Origin of the sequence: Streptomyces sp. NBC_00370, from assembly GCF_036084755.1 — a bacterium.
Classification (GTDB): Bacteria; Actinomycetota; Actinomycetes; order Streptomycetales; family Streptomycetaceae; genus Streptomyces.
Genome location: NZ_CP107968.1, coordinates 698895 through 715357, shown reverse-complemented (window position 1 = coordinate 715357; position 16463 = coordinate 698895). Strand labels below are relative to the sequence as shown.

Below are 16463 nucleotides of genomic sequence, written 5' to 3'. Positions count from 1 at the left end.
GGGCCGGGTGCTGGCCTCGCTGGTCGGGTATCTCGGCGACTTCGACAGGGCCGAGGAGGCGGCGCAGGAGGCGTTCGCCGCAGCGGTGTCGCGCTGGCCCGGGTCCGGTGTGCCGGCGAATCCCGGCGCGTGGCTGGTGACGACGGCCCGCAACAAGGCGATCGACCGGATCCGCCGGGACCGCACCCTGGCCGAGAAGATCCGGCTGCTCCCGGTGGCGGAGGCGGTCGTGGACGAGTTCGAAGCGATCGACGGGGCCGCGCTCACCGTGATCAAGGACGAACGGCTGGAGCTGATCTTCACCTGCTGCCATCCCGCGCTGCCGCCGGCCGGGCAGGTGGCCCTCACGCTGCGGGCGCTCGGCGGTCTGGAGACCGCCGAGATCGCCCAGGCGTTCCTGGTCCCCGAGGAGACCATGAAGCGGCGGCTGTCGCGCGCCAAGGCCAAGATCAAGGCGACCGGGATCCCGTTCGCCGTGCCCGGCGCGCGGCTGCTGCCCGAGCGTCTCGACGCGGTGCTCGCCGTGCTCTACCTGATCTACAACGAGGGGTACCGGGGCCGGGTCGACCTCGGCGCCGAGGCCATCCGGCTGGGGCGCGTGCTCGCCGCGCTCACGCCGGACATGCCGGAGACCCACGGCCTGTTGGCGCTGATGATGATTCACCATGCCCGCCGGGCGGCCAGGTTCGCCGGCGACGACCTGGTGCTGCTGGACGACCAGGACCGGTCGCTGTGGGACATGCGGCAGATCGCGGAGGGGCGTGCGGTGCTCGACCGGGCCGTCGCACTGGGCGGGCGCGGGACCTATGTCGTCCAGGCGGTGATCGCCTCGATGCAGGCGCGGGACCCGGTCGACTGGCCGCGGGTGGCGGCCCTGTACGGGCGGCTGGCCGAACTGACCGGATCCCCGGTGGTCGAGCTGAACCGCGCGGCCGCAGTCGCCCAAGCCGGCGACCCGGCGGCGGCGTTGCGCGCCGTCGACGGTCTCGGCCTGGACGGCTATCTCTACTTCCACTCGACGCGCGGCGAGTTGCTGCGGCGCCTGGGCCGTGGCGCCGAGGCCGGCGCGGCGTACCGCAGGGCGCTGGAGCTGGCCACCTCCACCCCCGAGCGGCGGTTCCTGACCCGGCGGCTCGAAGACCTCTGACCGGAGCTGTCCCCCGGGCGGGTGGCCGTTCGTCGCTTTGACGCGGGCGACCGGCGAACGTGCCTTCCGCACGTCGTCGCCCCGGCCGTGTCACCCGGGCGCGGCATCACACCCATGGAGGAAGACCATGAGCAGCAACCCGGCGACCGTGGCGATCCCGGACTACCGGACCGGGATCTGGAAGGCCGACCCGGTCCACTCCGACGTCGCGTTCTCCCTGCGGTCCCTCATGATCGGCAAGGCCCGTGGGCGGTTCGCCGACCACGACGTCACGATCGTCACGAGCGAGGACCCGTTGGGTTCGTCCGTCACGGCGACCATCGACGTCGCGTCGATCGACACCGGAAACGCGGCGCGCGACAAGCACCTGCGCTCCGCCTCGTACTTCGACGTCGAGCGGTACCCGACGATGACTTACCGGTCCACCGGTGTGCGCGGGAGCGTGGAAAGGCCTCTTGTCGAGGGTGAGTTGACACTCCACGGCGTCACCCGGCAGGTGCCGCTGACCCTGGAGGTGAACGGGTTCGGCCCTGACCCGCTCGGCGGGCGGCGGGTCGGCTTCTCCGCGACCGCGCGGCTCAGCCGGCGCGAGTTCGGCATCGGCGACACCGTCGCGCTCGACGGCGGTGGTGTCGTGATGGGCGACAAGGTGTCGATCAGCCTGGAGATCCAGGCCGTCCTCCAGAAGTGAGCAGCCGGATGTCAGAGACTCGTTCCACGACACGTGCCACCAACTACCGGGCGACGCTGCGCCACTTGCACGAGGCCGTCAACAGCGGTGACGCGGAGCTGATCCGGCAGGCCATCGACGAGGTCTTCGCGCCGGACGTGGTGATCCGTACGCCGCTGCCGGTCGGAGCGACCGGGGCGCAGGCGCTGAAGGAGGTGTTCACCACGCTCCTCACGGCGTTCCCCGACCTTCATGTCGCGGTGGAGGATGTCATTGTCGAGGGGGACAAGGCCGTCTGCAGGAATACGGTCACCGGTACCCACCGGGGCGACTACCTGCGTCTCGCGCCGACCGGAAACGCCGTCACGTACAACGAGATGTTCGTATTCCGTTTCGCGGACGACCGCATTGTCGAAACGTGGGGAGTTGTCGATGTGCTCTCGCAGCTGAGACAACTCGGCGCGATTCCCGGGGCTTTCGCCTGAGTCAGTCCTTGCGGCCGGTCGCGGCCACGGTGACGCCCAGCCCGATCATCGTGAGGCCGCCCAGACCGCCCACCGCGCGGAGCCGCTTCGGAGAGCGTGCGAACCAGCCCCGCGCGGTGGAGGCGGCCAGTCCCCAGACGGTGTCGGAGGCCACGGCGATCATGTTGAAGACCAGGCCGAGCACCAGCATCTGAACCGCGACGTGCCCCTGCGCACGGTCGACGAACTGGGGCAGTACGGCGGCGAAGAACACGATGGTCTTGGGATTGGCCACACCGACGGCGAACCCTTCCCCCAGGGTGCGCAGTCCGCTCCGCTCGGTCTTCTCTGCGCTGAACACGGCCTGTAGCGAGCCGCGTTGGCGTACGGCCTTCACGCCGAGGTACACCAGGTACGCGGCGCCCACGAGCTTCAGCGTGGTGAAGACGAGGACCGATCGCTCGACCACGGCCCCTACCCCCAGAGCCACGGCCACCACGAGTACATAGGCCCCGAGTGTGTTTCCCACGACCGTGGTCAGCGCGGCGCGGCGCCCCTGTGCCAGGGCCCGCCCTATCACGAAGAGCACACTGGGGCCGGGAATGACGATCAGCAGGAACGACAGGGCCGCGAATGCGAGAAGCCGGTCAGTGGACACCATGAATCTATATAAGCATATGAACGATGCACGAATGGCCGAGAGTTCGTTGTGCGCGGAGGATTGTGCACGACACAGCGCGGATTGATCTACCGACGTCCGATGCTCCGCGTTTCGATGGAGGTATTCATTCCACAACGCCCTAGGAGCACTGTCATGGCACTCGACCACTACGTCACCCTGGGCCGCTCGGGACTGCGGGTCAGTCCGTTCGCGCTCGGCGCGATGACCTTCGGGGCCGACCCGGGCGGCGCGGGCTGCGACGTCGAGGAGTCCGAGAGGATCCTGGAGACCTACCTCGACCGGGGCGGGAACTTCGTCGACACCGCGAACTTCTACACCAACACCCACTCGGAGCGGATCCTCGGCGACTGGTTCGCCGCCCGGCCCGGCCGGCGCGACCGCGTCGTCCTGGCGTCGAAGTTCTTCGCCAACCTCTTCCCCGGCGATCCGAACGGTGGCGGAGCCGGTCGCTCCTCGATCATCGCCCAGCTCGACGAGAGCCTGCGCCGGATGCGGACCGACCACCTGGACGTGTACTGGCTGCACAACTGGGACCGGCACACCCCGGTCGAGGAGACGCTGCGCACGCTGGACGACCTGGTGCGGGCCGGGAAGATCCGCTACATCGGATTCTCCAACACCCCGGCCTGGGTCACCGCGCAGGCCCAGACGACGGCGCTGCTGAAGGGCTGGACCCCGCTGATCGCGCTCCAGGTCGAGTACTCGCTGCTCGCCCGCACCGTCGAGGGCGAACTGGCCCCGCTCGCCCGTGACCAGGGCATGGCGCTCGTGCCGTGGAGCCCGCTGAAGAACGGGTTCCTGTCCGGCAAGTACCGGCGGGGCACCGAGGTCACCGACTCGGCCCGTACCGCCTTCGTCGGCGGGCCCGGCGAGGAGGAGTACGCGGTCATCGAGGCGGTCGCCGCCGTCGCCGGCCAGCTCGGTACGACGTCGGCGGCGGTGTCGCTGGCCTGGCTGCGCGCCCGCGAGGGCACCGTGGTGCCGATCGTCGGCGCCAGGCGGGTCGAGCACCTGGAGTCCAACCTCGCCGCGCTGGAGGTGACCCTGAGCCCCGAACAGCTGCAGACGCTGGACGAGGTCTCGGCCCCCGCCTTGAACTACCCGGCGCCGATGCACGGGGCGCCGCGGGCGATGCTGCAGTTCGCGGGCACGACGGTGGACGGTGAGCCGTCCACCGTCTATCCGCCGCTGCTGGCGAGCGACGTCCGCTACTGACCCGCCCGGCGGCTCGTTACGGGACGCGCGCCACCGCGCCGTAGAGGTAGATGTCGGCCACGGGGTGGGCCGGCGCGTCGCGGGTCCACTCCGGGACCGGCACGATCCCGGGGTCGACCAGGTCGAGCCCGTCGAAGAAGCGGCGGAACTCCTCGCCCGTACGGCCCTGGATCGGGATGCCGCCCTTCTTGTACTCCTCGGCCCCCTTCCGTGCGAACTCCGGGGGAGCGATGTCGGAGGCCGCCTGGGACAGCACCAGATAACTGCCGGCGGGAAGCGCCCCGACCAGGGTGCGGACGATCGTGTACGGGTCGTCCTCGTCGGGGAGGAAGTGCAGCAGCCCGATGAGGGACAGCCCGACCGGCCGGGTGAGGTCCAGGAAGCCGCGCGCGTGCCCGACGACGGCCTCCGGGTCGCGCACATCCGCCTCGACGTAGTCGGTGGCGCCCTCGGGCCGGCTGATCAGCAGCGCCTCGGCGTGGCGCAGCACGATGGGGTCGTTGTCCGTGTAGACGACGCGCGCCCGCGGGGTGATGTCCTGCACGATCTGGTGCAGGTTCGGCTCGGTCGGGATGCCGGTGCCGATGTCGAGGAACTGGTCGATGCCCTCGTGCGCCAGCCACCCGACCGCCCGGTGCATGAACGCGCGGTTCTGCCGGGCATGCTCCGCGGAACCCCTGGGAAGAGCGTCCGCCACCGCCTGGTCGACCGGATAGTTGTCCTTGCCGCCCAGAAGGCAGTCGTAGACCCGCGCGGGGTGCGACGTGCTGGTGTCGACCTGTGGCTTCACTCGCGTCATGCCCCGCAAGGCTAGCCAGAACGCTCCCACCGCGCCACAGGCCCCACCGCGACGCGTGTGATCGATCAGGTTGTCCGCCGGGGCAAGTGTTGTGTCTCCGCGGACAGGCGTGGTGTCCGCCGGGCCCGCGCCGCGATAACCGCGCGATAGGTGGCCCATATCGGCCGCCAGCACAGTAGGTCCGACTTCGTTGCGGGGGCGTCGTACAGCGGCGGTCCGCGACCCGATGACCTACAGAGGTGACGCCATGAGCATGGACGCGAGGACGATCGTGCACACCATCCTGGCCGAGGATCTGGAGGTGGACCCTGCCGAGATCTCGGACGGGGTGCGCCTGCGCACCCTCGAACTCGACTCCCTGGCGGTGGCTGAACTGATCGTCAGAATCAAGGAGGAGACCGGGGCCGACCTCGGCGACGAGGAGACCCGGATGGCGGAGCTGACCGTCGGCGACGTCGTCGCCCTGGCCGGATCGGGACTGGAAGCGGCGTGAGCGGCGGCCCCGTCGCCGTCACGGGCACCGGACTGGTGACTCCGGCCGGCACCGACACCGACTCCACCTGGGACGCCCTGTGCGCGGCCAGGTCGCCGGCCTCCGGAGACGAGGAGCCGCTGGCCGGCACGGGTGTCCGGCACAGCCTGCGGGTGCCGCCCCTGCGCCCGGGACAGCTCACCGGACGGGGCACCGCCCGTACCGACCCGTTCATCCGCTTCGCCCTGGTCGCGGTCGAAGAGGCCCTGCACAACGCCGGACTCGACCCCGGGAGCTGGGACGGCGGCCGCGTCGGCGTCGTTGTCGGATGCGGACTCGGTGGCGTGACGACCCTGCACGAACAGAACGAGCGGCTCACCCGCGGCGGACCCGAGCTGGTCTCGCCGTACATGCACCCCCGTTCGCTGGTCAACATGGCGGCGGGCACCATCAGCCAGCGGTACGGCATCACCGGCCCCAGTCACACCGTGGTCGCCGCCTGCGCCTCGGGCGCCGTCGCCCTCGGCCTCGGAAAGACCCTCCTCGACGCCGGGGTCTGCGACATCGTCGTGGCATGCGGCACGGACGCCGGGGTGACCCCCCTCGTGGTGTCCGGGTTCGCCCGCATGGGAGCGCTGTCGCAGCAGAAGGGGCCCGACGCCTCACGGCCGTTCGACGCCGATCGCGACGGGTTCGTCATCTCCGAGGGTGCGGCGGCCGTCGTGCTGGAGAAACCGTCGGGCGCCCGTGCCCGGCACGCCGAGGTGCTGGGCCGGCTGCTCGGCTACGCCAGCACGTCCGACGCCCACCACCCCACAGCGCCCCGCCCCGACGGCGCGTCCGCCGAGGCCGCCGTACGGCAGGCGCTGGAGCAGGCAGGCGTCGGTGCCGCCGACGTCGGGACCGTCAACGCGCACGGCACCTCCACCCCGCAGAACGATCTGACGGAGGCCCGGCTCATCGCCCGGCTGTTCCCGCACGGCCCGTCGGTCACCGCCAACAAGGGGCTGCTCGGGCACACGCTCGGCGCCGCAGGCGCCATCGAGGCCGTGCTGACCCTGCGCAGCCTGCGCACCGGAACCCTGCCGCCGATCGCGCACACCGAGCGCCCCGACCCGGAACTGCCCGGTCTCGATCTGGTGCTGGGCGGCGCCCGCAGCCACGGGGCCTCGGTTGCCGTGAGCACGTCCTTCGGCTTCGGAGGCAGCAACTGCGCCCTGGTGCTGGACGCCTGACCCTCCATCACCGACCCGTGCAACGCATTCCAGGGGGAGACCATGACGCAACGCGAGAAAGAACTGGTCCGGGCGCTCGCCGGGCCCCAGTTCGCGCCCGTCCGGCCGCCCGGCCTGAGCCTGCGCGAGTACGGCCTGCTCACGCTGCGCCGGGCACGACTGCTCAATGAAGCGGGTTTCACGGCGAATTCGCAGTGGCTCGGGCGAGGCGACGGTGCGGCCTTCCCCGACTTCCTGCGCACCATGGGCTGGATCGGCGCCTACGACCTGTCCCTGCTCAACGTACTCGTCTCGCACCAGATCGCCGGCGACGCCCTGCTCAGCCACGGCGGCCAGGAGCAACTGAGCGCCCACGGCGCGGAGATCGACCGGATGGCCAAGGTCTACTGCTTCGCGGCCTCCGAGCTGTACGCGGGCTCGGACCTGAAGCGGGTACGGACGACGGCCACCTACGACCATGCGGACGGCACCCTTGTGCTGCGCACCCCCGAGCCGGGCGACAGCAAGGTGTGGATCGGCAACAGCCTCCACAGCGGTGACGTGGCCATGGTGTTGTGCCGGCTCGTGGTCGCCGGCCGGGACGAAGGCCATCACTGGATCCGGGTACCGCTGCGGGAGAACGGCACGGTACTGCCCGGGGTGAGCGTCGGACGGGCCGAGCCGAAGGGCGGGGTGACGGCCAACCAGACCGGGGTCCTGTCCTTCGAGGACTGCCGGCTGCCGCTGTCGGCCCTCATGAACCGCTGGGCGGCCGTCGACGCCGACGGCGTCTACAGCTCCCCGCTGCCCAGACACCGGCGGTTCGAGGAATGCCTGGCCACCTTCACCCACGAGCGGCTCTTCCCCTCGGTCGGCGCGGCCCACGCCCAACTCCTCGCCTGCGCCGTCACCACCCGGTACGCCGTGGTCAAACGAGCCTTCGGCACCCCCCTGATCGGACACGCCCATTACCGCACGCGGCTGTCGACCGCCGTGTGCCGGGCGCTGGCCTCCTCGCACACCATGGAGGCGCTGGCGTCCCTGGCCGCCGTACGGGCCGCCCAGGACCCGCCCGCCGGGGACCAGGTGCTGCACGCGCTCATCTCCTGCGGCAAGTCCGGCACCACCGGCGACGCCCGGCACACACTGGCCGAGACCCGGGAACTGTGCGGCGGCCTCGGCTACCACGACGCCAACCAGATCACCCCGCTGCTGCACGACTACGAGATCGCCGTCACCTTCGGCGGCGACAACACCGTCCTCGGCTACCAGGCATCGCGCTACGCCCTGCGCCGGCGTGCGGAGTTCGACGCGGTGCTGGACGAGGCGGCAGGACCGCCCGGCGCTCCCGCCGCCCTGCGGCAGTTGCGCGCGATCTGTGACGTCCTGCTCGACCGTGTCGAGAAGCACGGCCCCGGCGAGGACAGCGCACGCTGGACCCGCGCCGTCCACCAGACGCTCGCCGTCGGGCACTGGGCCGCCCACCCCGGAGGACAGCTGGGCGGCAGACTGCTGGACCAGTACGCGGCGGCCTGCCTGCTGGAGCACGCCCTGACCGCGCTGCGCGCCGGGATCCTCGAAGCGGACGACCTGCTGCGGCTGGAAGAAAGCCACCGCGCGGCGGCGAGCCCCCCGCTGGACGCCCTCGAACTGCTGGAGGCGCTCGGCGTCCCGGAGGAACTGATCACCGCGCCGATCGCGGGCAAGGACTTCGCCGAGCGTCATCTGGCCGCGGCCCATGACACACCGCCGCCCGTGGCCACACGGCCGACGGCACCCGAACGGGAGGCCCGTGCATGACCGGTCAGCGCACGCCCCATCAGGCCGCCGACACCGCCGCCGTCGTCACCGGACTCGGCACGTGTCTGCCGGAGACCGTCGTCACCAACGACGATCTGGCACAGCACCTCGACACCGACCACGCCTGGATCCAGAGCCGTACCGGCATCGAGAGGCGCCGCCGGGCGGCGGCCGGCACCGGCACCGGCGACCTCGCCGTCGCGGCCGGCGCCGCCGCGCTGAAGTCCGCCGGCCGGGACACCTGCGACCTCGTGCTGCTGGCGACCACCACCCCGGACCGGCGCTGCCCCGCCACCGCCCCTTCGGTCGCCTCCCGGCTCGGTGTCGAGGCGGCGGCCTTCGACCTGTCCGCCGTGTGCTCCGGGTTCGTCTACGGGCTCACCGTGGCCGCCGCCATGATCACCGCGGGTACGTGCCAACGGGCCCTGGTCATCGGCGCGGACGTCTACTCGACGATCGTCGACCCCACCGACCGGGCCACGGCCGTGGTGTTCGGTGACGGTGCGGGCGCCGTCGTACTGGAGCGCGGCAGGGCGGACCAGCCGGGCGCCGTGCTGCACGCCGAACTCGGCAGCGACGGAACGGGCAGCGACCTGATCACCATCCCACCGGACGGTCCGCACCTGACCATGCGGGGCCGCGAGGTGTACACCCACGCCGTCACGACCATGGCGCGTTCCGCCCGGTCCGTGGCGGAGCGGGCCGGCTGGCACCCGGCGGACGTCGACGCGTTCGTCGGACACCAGGCCAACCTCCGCATCCTCACCTCCGTGGCGAAGCGGCTCGGCCTGCCTCAGGAGCGCGTCGTCGCCAACATCGCCGACGTGGGCAACACCGCCGCGGCCTCCATCCCGCTCGCCCTGGCCGACGCGGCCGTCGCGGGTCGGATCACCGCGGGCGACCGCCTCCTACTGACCGCGTTCGGGGGCGGCCTCACCTGGGGATCCGCCGCCGTCGTCTGGCCGGGCGTCGAACCCGTCTGCGACGTAAGGACCTGAGGCAGTGCGACGGACATGACGGAACCAACTGACCTGAGCGGAAAGGAAAGCGCAGTGCCGAAAGCGCGGATCGCGGTCGTCGGCGCGGGGATGGGCGGACTCGCCGCCGCCGTCGCGCTGACCCGTAAGGGCCACGAGGTGCTGGTCCACGAACAGGCCCCCGCCCTCACCGAAGTAGGGGCGGGCATGCACCTGACCCCCAACGGCACCCGCATCCTGGAGCGTTGGGGACTCGGCGAGGGCCTGGGCGCACACGGCGTGCGGCCCGTCGCCATGGAGGTCCGGGAATGGGCGGGCGGCGCCACGCTGATGCGCCAGCCCATGGGCGAGCAGTGGCTGGCCGAGTTCGGCGCGCCGTACTACACCATCCACCGCGCCGACCTGCACGCCCTGCTCGCCGGCCTCCTCCCGCCGGGCACGGTGCGCACGGGGCACCGGCTGAAGCGGTTCAGCGACGACGGCCAGGCGGTCCGCCTGGAGTTCGCGGACGGCACCACCGAGGAGGCCGACGTCCTCATCGGCGCCGACGGCGTCCACTCGGCGGTCCGCCGGACCCTGCACGGCCCCGACACGCCCGTGTTCTCCGGCCAGAGCGCCTTCCGCGGGCTGGTCGCCCGCGCGGACGTGCCCGGACTGCCCGGCGACACGCTCCTGGTGTGGGCGGGCCCGCACGCCCGCATGCTCGCCTATCCGGTGCGCGGCGGCGCGTATCTCACCTTCGTCGGAATCGTGCCCGGCACAGAGGCGCGGCTGGAGTCCTGGAGCGCCCTCGGCGACCTCGACGCGCTCGCCGGCGCCTTCAACGGCTGGAACACCGAGGTGAAATCACTGGTGGCCGCCGTACGGGAGACCCGGCGCTGGGCGCTGTACGACCGTGAACCGCTCGGCAGATGGGCGCGCGGGCCCGTCACCCTGCTCGGGGACGCGGCCCACCCGATGCTGCCGCACCACGGCCAGGGCGTCAGCCAGGCCGTCGAGGACGCGGCGGTCCTCGCCCACTTCCTCGACGGACTCGGCGCCGCCCGCCCGGGATCACCCGCGATGCGCGAGCGGATCGCCGGCGCCCTGCACCGCTACGAAGCGGTGCGCAGACCGCACACCACGGCCGTACAGCTCGGTTCCCGCGACGGCGGCTCCCAGCGCCTGCGCCCGGCCGAGGGCGGAAAGACGGGCGGCGACCCGATGTCGTCCCTCGTCCAGGACGTGTCCTGGATCCAGCGCCACGACGCGGAGGCCGGCCTCGCCCGCGTCGCACCAGGCCCCCCGCACTGATCCACCACCCCCGCCGGTCCCGTACCGGCGCCCGACTCCCACACCCCTACCCGCTCACGACAGGACAGGAAGCACCATGCGCAATCACCTCGACAGACGACACCTGCTGCGCACCTCGCTCGGCACAGCGGCCGCCGCCGGTCTCGGCGCCGGCGGCCTGCTGACCCTCGCCCCCACCGCTCAGGCGGCGCAGGCCGCCCCGGCCCGCCGCGGCGAACTGCCCGACGTGCCGGGCATGCTCGGCGACCGGCGCGCCAACGAACTCTGGTACAACTTCGACGAGACGACCCTCTACAACCCGCCGCCGGAGCTGGCGCAGGCGTTCACCGACATCGAGACGGCGCTCGGCGACGGCTGGGAACGGGTCATCTTCGACACCTGGATGAGCATGGCCGCGTCCAGCGACTACCCGCACAACTTCACCGAGTACGTCACACCGCTCAAGGGCGCCCTCACGGTGCTGTCCGCCGCGCAGCTCGGTGTCTTCGACTCCCTGTACCGGCCGAACAGCCTCGGACTCGTCGCCGCCTACGCCGACTTCGCGCAGGGTGTGCTCTACGACCCGCGCCGCGAGCGCCCGGTGCACACCATGAACGGCAACCCGCCCCCCGGGTACCACATCTGGTTCATCTTCCAGCGGGCCATGATCCTGCTCGGCATCGACCGGCACCGCTGGGAGCGGATCGCCCCGGTGAGCGCCATGGCCTGGGCGCTGCAGACCCACGCCAAGCCGACCCAGGTGGACGTGCAGGCCCCGCTGCCGCCGGCCACCCTGATCCACGAGGCCGCGAAGTGGCTGCCACGCAGTGTCGCCCGCCTCGACCGCGACTTCCTGTCCTACCCCTATCCCGAAGGCATGAGCTGACGCTTCGGGCCCTGACCACCACACGGACGGAGGATTTCTGACGATGGCCGCGCACACCGGCCGTTCGGCCGAGCCGAACGCCCCGACGCTCACCGGCGAGGACGCACAACGCGTCGAAGAGATCGCCTGGAAACTGACCAACCGCACGTCGGGGCGGCCCGACGACGCCGCATGGGTGGCGGCGGCCCGGGACTCCTGGCACGAGTTCCCGGTCGCCCTGCGCCGGACGCTGGCGGACTTCCGCCGGAACTCGGGTCCGCACGGGGCGCTGCTGCTGCGCGGTCTGCCGGTCGAAGCGATGGAACTTCCGCCGACCCCACGGGTCAACGGGTCCGTGCAGCGGGACCGTTCGCTGGCCGCCGCCCTGCTGCTGATGATCGCGTGCGGCCTCGGCGATCCCGGCGCCTTCCGGCCCGAGAAGGGCGGCGCCCTCGTCCAGGACGTCGTCCCCGTACCCGGTATGGAGGAGTTCCAGGGCAACGCCGGGTCGACCGTGCTGACCTTCCACAACGAGAACGCCTTCCACGACCACCGCCCGGACTTCGTGATGCTGCTGTGCCTGCGCGCCGACCCGACGGGCCGGGCGGGGCTGCGCACGGCCTGCGTCCGCCAGGTGCTGCCGCTGCTGCCCGAGCGGATCGTGGAGACGCTGTGGGCACCGGAGTTCGTCACCGCGCCGCCACCCTCCTTCGGCCAGGGCGCCGACGGTGCCGTTCCGTCAGCGGTGTTGAGCGGTGACCGGCGGGACCCCGACGTCCGCGTCGACCTCGCCGCCACCACACCGGTCACCGAGCGTGCCGCCGAAGCGCTGGAGGTCCTGCAGGACCACTTCGACCGGACAGCGACGACCCACCGGCTGGTCCCGGGCGAACTGGCCGTCGTCGACAACCGGGTGACCGTGCACGGCCGTACGGAGTTCACCCCGCGCTACGACGGCACCGACCGCTGGCTGCAGCGCACCTTCGTCCTGACGGACCTGCGCCGTTCGAGATCCCTCAGGCCGTCCGACGGCTACGTGCTGGAGGCGGCCGGCTAGGCCGGTCGTTCGGATCCTGCCGGGCTCGCCTGCCCGTCCCGTGAAGTCCTCGTAACGAAACAGGAGTTGGAGAGCGATGATGAGCACGGAGACCAGGGAGCGGCCGGCGGCGCCGCAGACCGGGGCGGCGGCGCCGCCCGCGCTCTCGCCCACCATCCGGTCCGAGGACGTGGGGCTGCGCTCGCTCATCCCGTACCTCAACGGCTACTGGCGGACCCTGGGTACCGTCGCCGTGCTCTCCCTGGTCGTCACCCTGCTCACGCTGAGCCAGCCGGTGCTGATCCGTGACGTGCTGTCCGACATCCAGGCCGACCACCACGTGGGCGGCCTGGTGGCGCTGCTCGTCGGCGCGCTCGTGGCGGTGGCGGTGCTCAGCGGGATCCGCGACTACCTCCTGCAGCGCGTGGCAGAGGGGATGGTGCTCAGCGCCCGCCGCCGGCTCGTCGAGCGACTGCTGCGGCTGCCCATCGCCGAGTACGACCGGCGCCGTACCGGAGACCTGCTCTCCCGGGTGGGGGCCGACACCACCCTGCTGCGCGCGGTCGTCACCTCGGGCCTGTTCGACACCGTGACCAACGTCGTGATGGTGGGCGGCTCCGCCGTCATGATGTTCCTGATCGACGGGCCGCTGTTCGCGGCCACCGCCCTGGGGCTCGGCGTGGGCGTCCTCGCGGTCGTCGGGCTCTCCCGCCGGGTCCGCGGGGCCTCCCGTGAGGCCCAGGACCGGGTCGGTGAGATGACCTCGGCCGTCGAGCGCGCGATCTCCGCCGTCCGCACCATCCGGGCCAGCGGCGCCGAGCAGCGTGAGGCCGTGGCTGTCGACGGGTACGCCCGGCACGCCTACGACGCCGGCATCCGTATCGCCCGGCTCCAGGCCATGATCAACCCGATCACCTCGACCACCGTCCAGGTCGCGTTCCTCGTGGTCCTGGGGGTGGGCGGGGCCCGGGTGGCGAGCGGCGCGATCCAGGTCGGCGACCTGGTCGCCTTCCTGCTGTTCCTGTTCACCCTCTGGTTCCCGCTCGGCCGCGCGCTGTCCGCGTACTCCAAGCTCCAGACCGGCCTCGGCGCACTCCACCGCATCGAGGAGGTGCTGCTGCTGCCGCAGGAGAGCGACACCGCCGGTGACGCGGTGTCCGCCGGCCGGCTGACCGTCCGCGAGCGGATCCGGTCCGACGAACCCCGGCCCGACGGCGAACAGCTCCCGCCCGCGCTGGAGTTCGACCACGTCGACTTCGGCTACGGCGACGGCGAGACGGTCCTGCGCGACGTGTCGCTCACCGTGCCGCGCGGCACCCGCACCGCGCTGGTCGGCCCCTCGGGGGCGGGCAAGTCGACGCTGCTGGCCCTGGTGGAACGCTTCTACGACGTCACGTCCGGCGTCGTGCGGGTCGACGGCACCGACGTACGCGAGCAGCCGCGCCGCACCCTGCGGCACACGCTGGGCTACGTCGAACAGTCCGCCCCGGTGCTCGCCGGAACCGTACGCGACAACCTCGCTCTGGCCGCTCCCGAAGCGACCGAGGAGCAGATGCGCGGGATCCTGCGCTCGGTCAACCTGGAGGACGTGATCATGCGCGCCCCGCTCGGCCTTGACGCCGAGGTCGGCGAGGGCGGCGTCCTGCTGTCCGGCGGCGAACGCCAACGGCTGGCCCTGGCCCGTACGTTCCTGGCCGCACCGCCGATCATGCTGCTCGACGAGGCGACCAGCAACCTCGACGCCCGCAACGAGGTGCTGATGCGCGACGCCATCGGCGCGGTCAGCGCGGACCGGAGCCTGCTGGTGGTGGCACACCGGCTCTCCACCGTGGTGGACAGCGACCAGATCGTGGTGCTGGAGCACGGTGAGGTCGTCGCCATGGGCCGGCACGAGGAGCTGACCGACAGCAGTCCCCTCTACCGCGAACTGGCCAGCCACCAGCTGCTCATCAAGTAGCACGAGCAGCAACAGGCGAAAGGGCCTCCCCGCCGTCGGCCGGGAGGCCCTTTCCGCATGCGGCGCCGTCAGCCGGCGGCGTGCCGCAGGACGCGTTCGCGCGTCAGCTCCCAAGCGGCGTCGAGCCTGACCGCGCGGCCCTGCGCCGCCTCGTCGGTGAAGCGGGTGTGGGCGCGCCGCTCGCGGTACAGCAGCAGGGTGAGGTTGACCAGGAAGGGCGCGAGCCCGTCCGGTGCGGGACGGGCCGCCACCTCCGCCTCGATACGGTCCCGGGCGCCGGGGCTGTCGCCCAGCAGCAGCCACAACTGGGCCAGGTCCGCACCGGGCAGGAACACGGCGGCGCTCGCCCAGTCGATGAGCGCGTGCTCTCCGGCGGTCCTGACGACATTGGCGAGCACCAGATCGCCGTGGCCCAGCTCCCGTGGCGGCCCCGCGAGCTCCAGCAGCCGCCGCACGGCCGTCCAGTGCGCCTCGTCGAAGGCGTCCCGGGCCCGCATGCCCTCCAGCATGGGCGCGTAGTCGACCCGCCACCGCGCGGGCACCTCGGGACTCCAGCGGCGCAGCCGCTCGACGGCCGCGAGCACCCCGGACAGATCCGCGTCGGAGACCGGGGCGGCCGGGAACCGGTCCGGGGCCACCACCTCGCCCGCCAGCCGCTCCACGACCAGCACGGCGCTCTCCCGGTCGCTCACGAGCCTGCGCGGCACGCGTACCGGCGGGGGAGCGGTGTCGAACAGGTCGTACGCCTCGATCTCGCGCTCGCACTGCCGGCGCCACTCGGGGGTGCGGACCTTGGCGACGACCGGCGCTCCCGCCAGCGTGCCGGAGACCACCAGTGAGGTGCGGCTGCGGTACATGACCTCCGCCGGTGCCAGCCCCGGACACGAGTCCAACACCAGGGCCAGCAACTCACTTTCATCATTGGTCAGTTGACCGGTCATATGCAGAATCGGCACAGCTCTGATCACCCCCGCAGAAATTCGACGATGCTCTTGTTCACCGCGTCCGGCGCTTCCAGATAGCCGTAGTGGCCGCAGTCCGGCACGACCTCGAAGTCCGCACCGGGAATCGCCTCGGCCACCTCACGGCCCAGCCGGGGCGGCGCGATGAGGTCGTCCTGGAAGGCGATGACCCGGCTCGGGGCCCGGATGCCCCGGTAGGCCGGACGCCGGTCCGGCATCGCACTGACGCCGAGCTGTGCCCGGTGGCCCGGCCCCGAGACGCGGGTCAGCTCCAGCACGTCCAGCCAGTCCCGGGCGAGCACGTCGTCGTCGAGGGTGCGCGGTGACAGGTTCTGCATGGCCTGGATCACCGCCTCGTACGCGGCGGGCAGTGTCACACCCTGGTCGTACAGGTCGATCTCCGCCCGGGAGAGGGCCGTGCGCAGGACGTCGGAGCGGGCACGGGTGGCCATCAGGACGAGCCGGCCGACGAGCTCGGGCCGGGTCAGGGCGAGTTCCTGAGCGATGTGCGCGCCCATCGAGACACCCACGACCGGGCAGGGCCCCAGGCCCAGTTCCCCGATCAGTGCCGCGGTGTCGGCGACCAGGTCGTCGATGCCGAAGCCCTCGGGGCACTCGTCGCTCGGGGCGATGCCGCGGTTGTCGAAGCTGACCACACGGAACCCCGCGGCGACGAGCGCCGGCACCTGGTGCAGGTGCCAGGCCCGGCCGCTGCCGCCCGAGCCCATCACGAGCAGCACAGGCGGAGCCGAACGGCCTTGTCGAGCAGGGGCGTTGTCGTAGTAGTTGAGTCGGACGCCGTTGACGGTGATGAGGGGCATGGGCTCAGACGACCTCGCACGAGAGGGACATGGCGGTGACTCCTTCGGTCGGCTGCTGAGTGGGGGCTGTTGAGTGGGGGCTGAGTGAGGAGGGATACGGGGGAGGGGAG

Annotated in this window: 16 protein-coding genes; 12 read left to right on the top strand and 4 right to left on the bottom strand. The window is 72.0% G+C overall.

The genetic code is table 11. The annotated features are described in order from the left end of the window. Positions 1–7: 7 nt before the first annotated feature. From OHS57_RS03005 to OHS57_RS02995, 3 genes are all read left to right on the top strand, one after another. Entirely contained in the window at positions 8–1147 is a 1140-nt protein-coding gene (locus OHS57_RS03005; protein WP_328580901.1) for an RNA polymerase sigma factor, read from the top strand. Positions 1148–1274: 127 nt separating this feature from the next. Continuing rightward, entirely contained in the window at positions 1275–1838 is a 564-nt protein-coding gene (locus tag OHS57_RS03000) for a YceI family protein (protein ID WP_328580900.1), read from the top strand. Positions 1839–1846: 8 nt separating this feature from the next. Beyond that, entirely contained in the window at positions 1847–2302 is a 456-nt protein-coding gene (locus OHS57_RS02995) for an ester cyclase (protein ID WP_328580899.1), read from the top strand. Between the two features lies 1 nt (position 2303). Here OHS57_RS02995 and OHS57_RS02990 read toward each other — a convergent pair whose 3' ends face one another. Then, complete coding sequence (locus OHS57_RS02990; protein WP_041998912.1) at positions 2304–2942, bottom strand: LysE family translocator; 639 nt, start codon at positions 2940–2942, stop codon at positions 2304–2306. Positions 2943–3095: 153 nt separating this feature from the next. Between OHS57_RS02990 and OHS57_RS02985 the strand changes: the two genes are divergently transcribed. Further along, positions 3096–4178: an aldo/keto reductase gene (locus tag OHS57_RS02985; protein WP_328580898.1), complete on the top strand. Its 1083-nt coding sequence runs from the start codon at positions 3096–3098 to the stop codon at positions 4176–4178. A 16-nt stretch (positions 4179–4194) separates the two neighbouring features. Here the strand turns inward: OHS57_RS02985 and OHS57_RS02980 are convergent, their stop codons facing one another. Beyond that, positions 4195–4977, bottom strand: coding sequence for an SAM-dependent methyltransferase (locus OHS57_RS02980; RefSeq protein WP_328580897.1), 783 nt, complete (start codon positions 4975–4977; stop codon positions 4195–4197). Between the two features lie 247 nt (positions 4978–5224). On the opposite strand from OHS57_RS02980, the gene OHS57_RS02975 reads away from it, so the two are divergent. The 8 genes from OHS57_RS02975 to OHS57_RS02940 all read left to right on the top strand — a co-directional run bounded on the left by OHS57_RS02975 (position 5225) and on the right by OHS57_RS02940 (position 14570). Continuing rightward, positions 5225–5470, top strand: a complete 246-nt coding sequence (locus OHS57_RS02975) for an acyl carrier protein (RefSeq protein ID WP_107070251.1) — start codon at positions 5225–5227, stop codon at positions 5468–5470. After that, complete coding sequence (locus OHS57_RS02970; RefSeq protein ID WP_328580896.1) at positions 5467–6684, top strand: beta-ketoacyl-[acyl-carrier-protein] synthase family protein; 1218 nt, start codon at positions 5467–5469, stop codon at positions 6682–6684. The genes OHS57_RS02975 and OHS57_RS02970 overlap by 4 nt, the downstream gene beginning before the upstream one ends. 42 nt (positions 6685–6726) lie before the next feature. Beyond that, positions 6727–8463, top strand: a complete 1737-nt coding sequence (locus OHS57_RS02965) for an acyl-CoA dehydrogenase family protein (RefSeq protein ID WP_328580895.1) — start codon at positions 6727–6729, stop codon at positions 8461–8463. Then, on the top strand, positions 8460–9461 hold the full coding sequence (locus OHS57_RS02960; RefSeq protein ID WP_328580894.1) for a beta-ketoacyl-ACP synthase III: 1002 nt from the start codon (positions 8460–8462) through the stop codon (positions 9459–9461). Before OHS57_RS02965 ends, OHS57_RS02960 begins: the two co-directional genes overlap by 4 nt. A 54-nt stretch (positions 9462–9515) precedes the next feature. Beyond that, a complete protein-coding gene (locus OHS57_RS02955) occupies positions 9516–10733 on the top strand; it encodes an FAD-dependent monooxygenase (RefSeq protein WP_328580893.1) in 1218 nt (405 codons plus the stop codon). Between the two features lie 76 nt (positions 10734–10809). Beyond that, the gene (locus OHS57_RS02950) at positions 10810–11598 is read left to right on the top strand and encodes a hypothetical protein (protein WP_041998934.1); all 789 of its coding nucleotides are present in this window, start codon (positions 10810–10812) and stop codon (positions 11596–11598) included. A gap of 43 nt (positions 11599–11641) precedes the next feature. Continuing rightward, positions 11642–12634, top strand: coding sequence for a clavaminate synthase family protein (locus OHS57_RS02945; protein WP_041998936.1), 993 nt, complete (start codon positions 11642–11644; stop codon positions 12632–12634). Positions 12635–12710: 76 nt separating this feature from the next. Continuing rightward, positions 12711–14570: an ABC transporter ATP-binding protein gene (locus OHS57_RS02940; RefSeq protein ID WP_328580892.1), complete on the top strand. Its 1860-nt coding sequence runs from the start codon at positions 12711–12713 to the stop codon at positions 14568–14570. Between the two features lie 68 nt (positions 14571–14638). Here the strand turns inward: OHS57_RS02940 and OHS57_RS02935 are convergent, their stop codons facing one another. Together OHS57_RS02935 and OHS57_RS02930 are read right to left on the bottom strand one after the other, a co-directional pair. Continuing rightward, the gene (locus OHS57_RS02935) at positions 14639–15427 is read right to left on the bottom strand and encodes a phosphotransferase (protein ID WP_328580891.1); all 789 of its coding nucleotides are present in this window, start codon (positions 15425–15427) and stop codon (positions 14639–14641) included. A gap of 107 nt (positions 15428–15534) precedes the next feature. Further along, positions 15535–16353, bottom strand: coding sequence for an alpha/beta fold hydrolase (locus tag OHS57_RS02930; RefSeq protein WP_328580890.1), 819 nt, complete (start codon positions 16351–16353; stop codon positions 15535–15537). Positions 16354–16463: the final 110 nt, after the last annotated feature.

Coding starts and splice junctions, on each gene's coding strand:
- OHS57_RS03000 (WP_328580900.1), top strand. CDS start 1,275: ATGAGCAGCAACCCGGCGACCGTGGCGATCCCGGACTACCGGACCGGG.
- OHS57_RS02995 (WP_328580899.1), top strand. CDS start 1,847: ATGTCAGAGACTCGTTCCACGACACGTGCCACCAACTACCGGGCGACG.
- OHS57_RS02990 (WP_041998912.1), bottom strand. CDS start 2,942: ATGGTGTCCACTGACCGGCTTCTCGCATTCGCGGCCCTGTCGTTCCTG.
- OHS57_RS02985 (WP_328580898.1), top strand. CDS start 3,096: ATGGCACTCGACCACTACGTCACCCTGGGCCGCTCGGGACTGCGGGTC.
- OHS57_RS02980 (WP_328580897.1), bottom strand. CDS start 4,977: ATGACGCGAGTGAAGCCACAGGTCGACACCAGCACGTCGCACCCCGCG.
- OHS57_RS02975 (WP_107070251.1), top strand. CDS start 5,225: ATGAGCATGGACGCGAGGACGATCGTGCACACCATCCTGGCCGAGGAT.
- OHS57_RS02965 (WP_328580895.1), top strand. CDS start 6,727: ATGACGCAACGCGAGAAAGAACTGGTCCGGGCGCTCGCCGGGCCCCAG.
- OHS57_RS02960 (WP_328580894.1), top strand. CDS start 8,460: ATGACCGGTCAGCGCACGCCCCATCAGGCCGCCGACACCGCCGCCGTC.
- OHS57_RS02950 (WP_041998934.1), top strand. CDS start 10,810: ATGCGCAATCACCTCGACAGACGACACCTGCTGCGCACCTCGCTCGGC.
- OHS57_RS02945 (WP_041998936.1), top strand. CDS start 11,642: ATGGCCGCGCACACCGGCCGTTCGGCCGAGCCGAACGCCCCGACGCTC.
- OHS57_RS02940 (WP_328580892.1), top strand. CDS start 12,711: ATGATGAGCACGGAGACCAGGGAGCGGCCGGCGGCGCCGCAGACCGGG.
- OHS57_RS02935 (WP_328580891.1), bottom strand. CDS start 15,427: ATGTACCGCAGCCGCACCTCACTGGTGGTCTCCGGCACGCTGGCGGGA.
- OHS57_RS02930 (WP_328580890.1), bottom strand. CDS start 16,353: ATGCCCCTCATCACCGTCAACGGCGTCCGACTCAACTACTACGACAAC.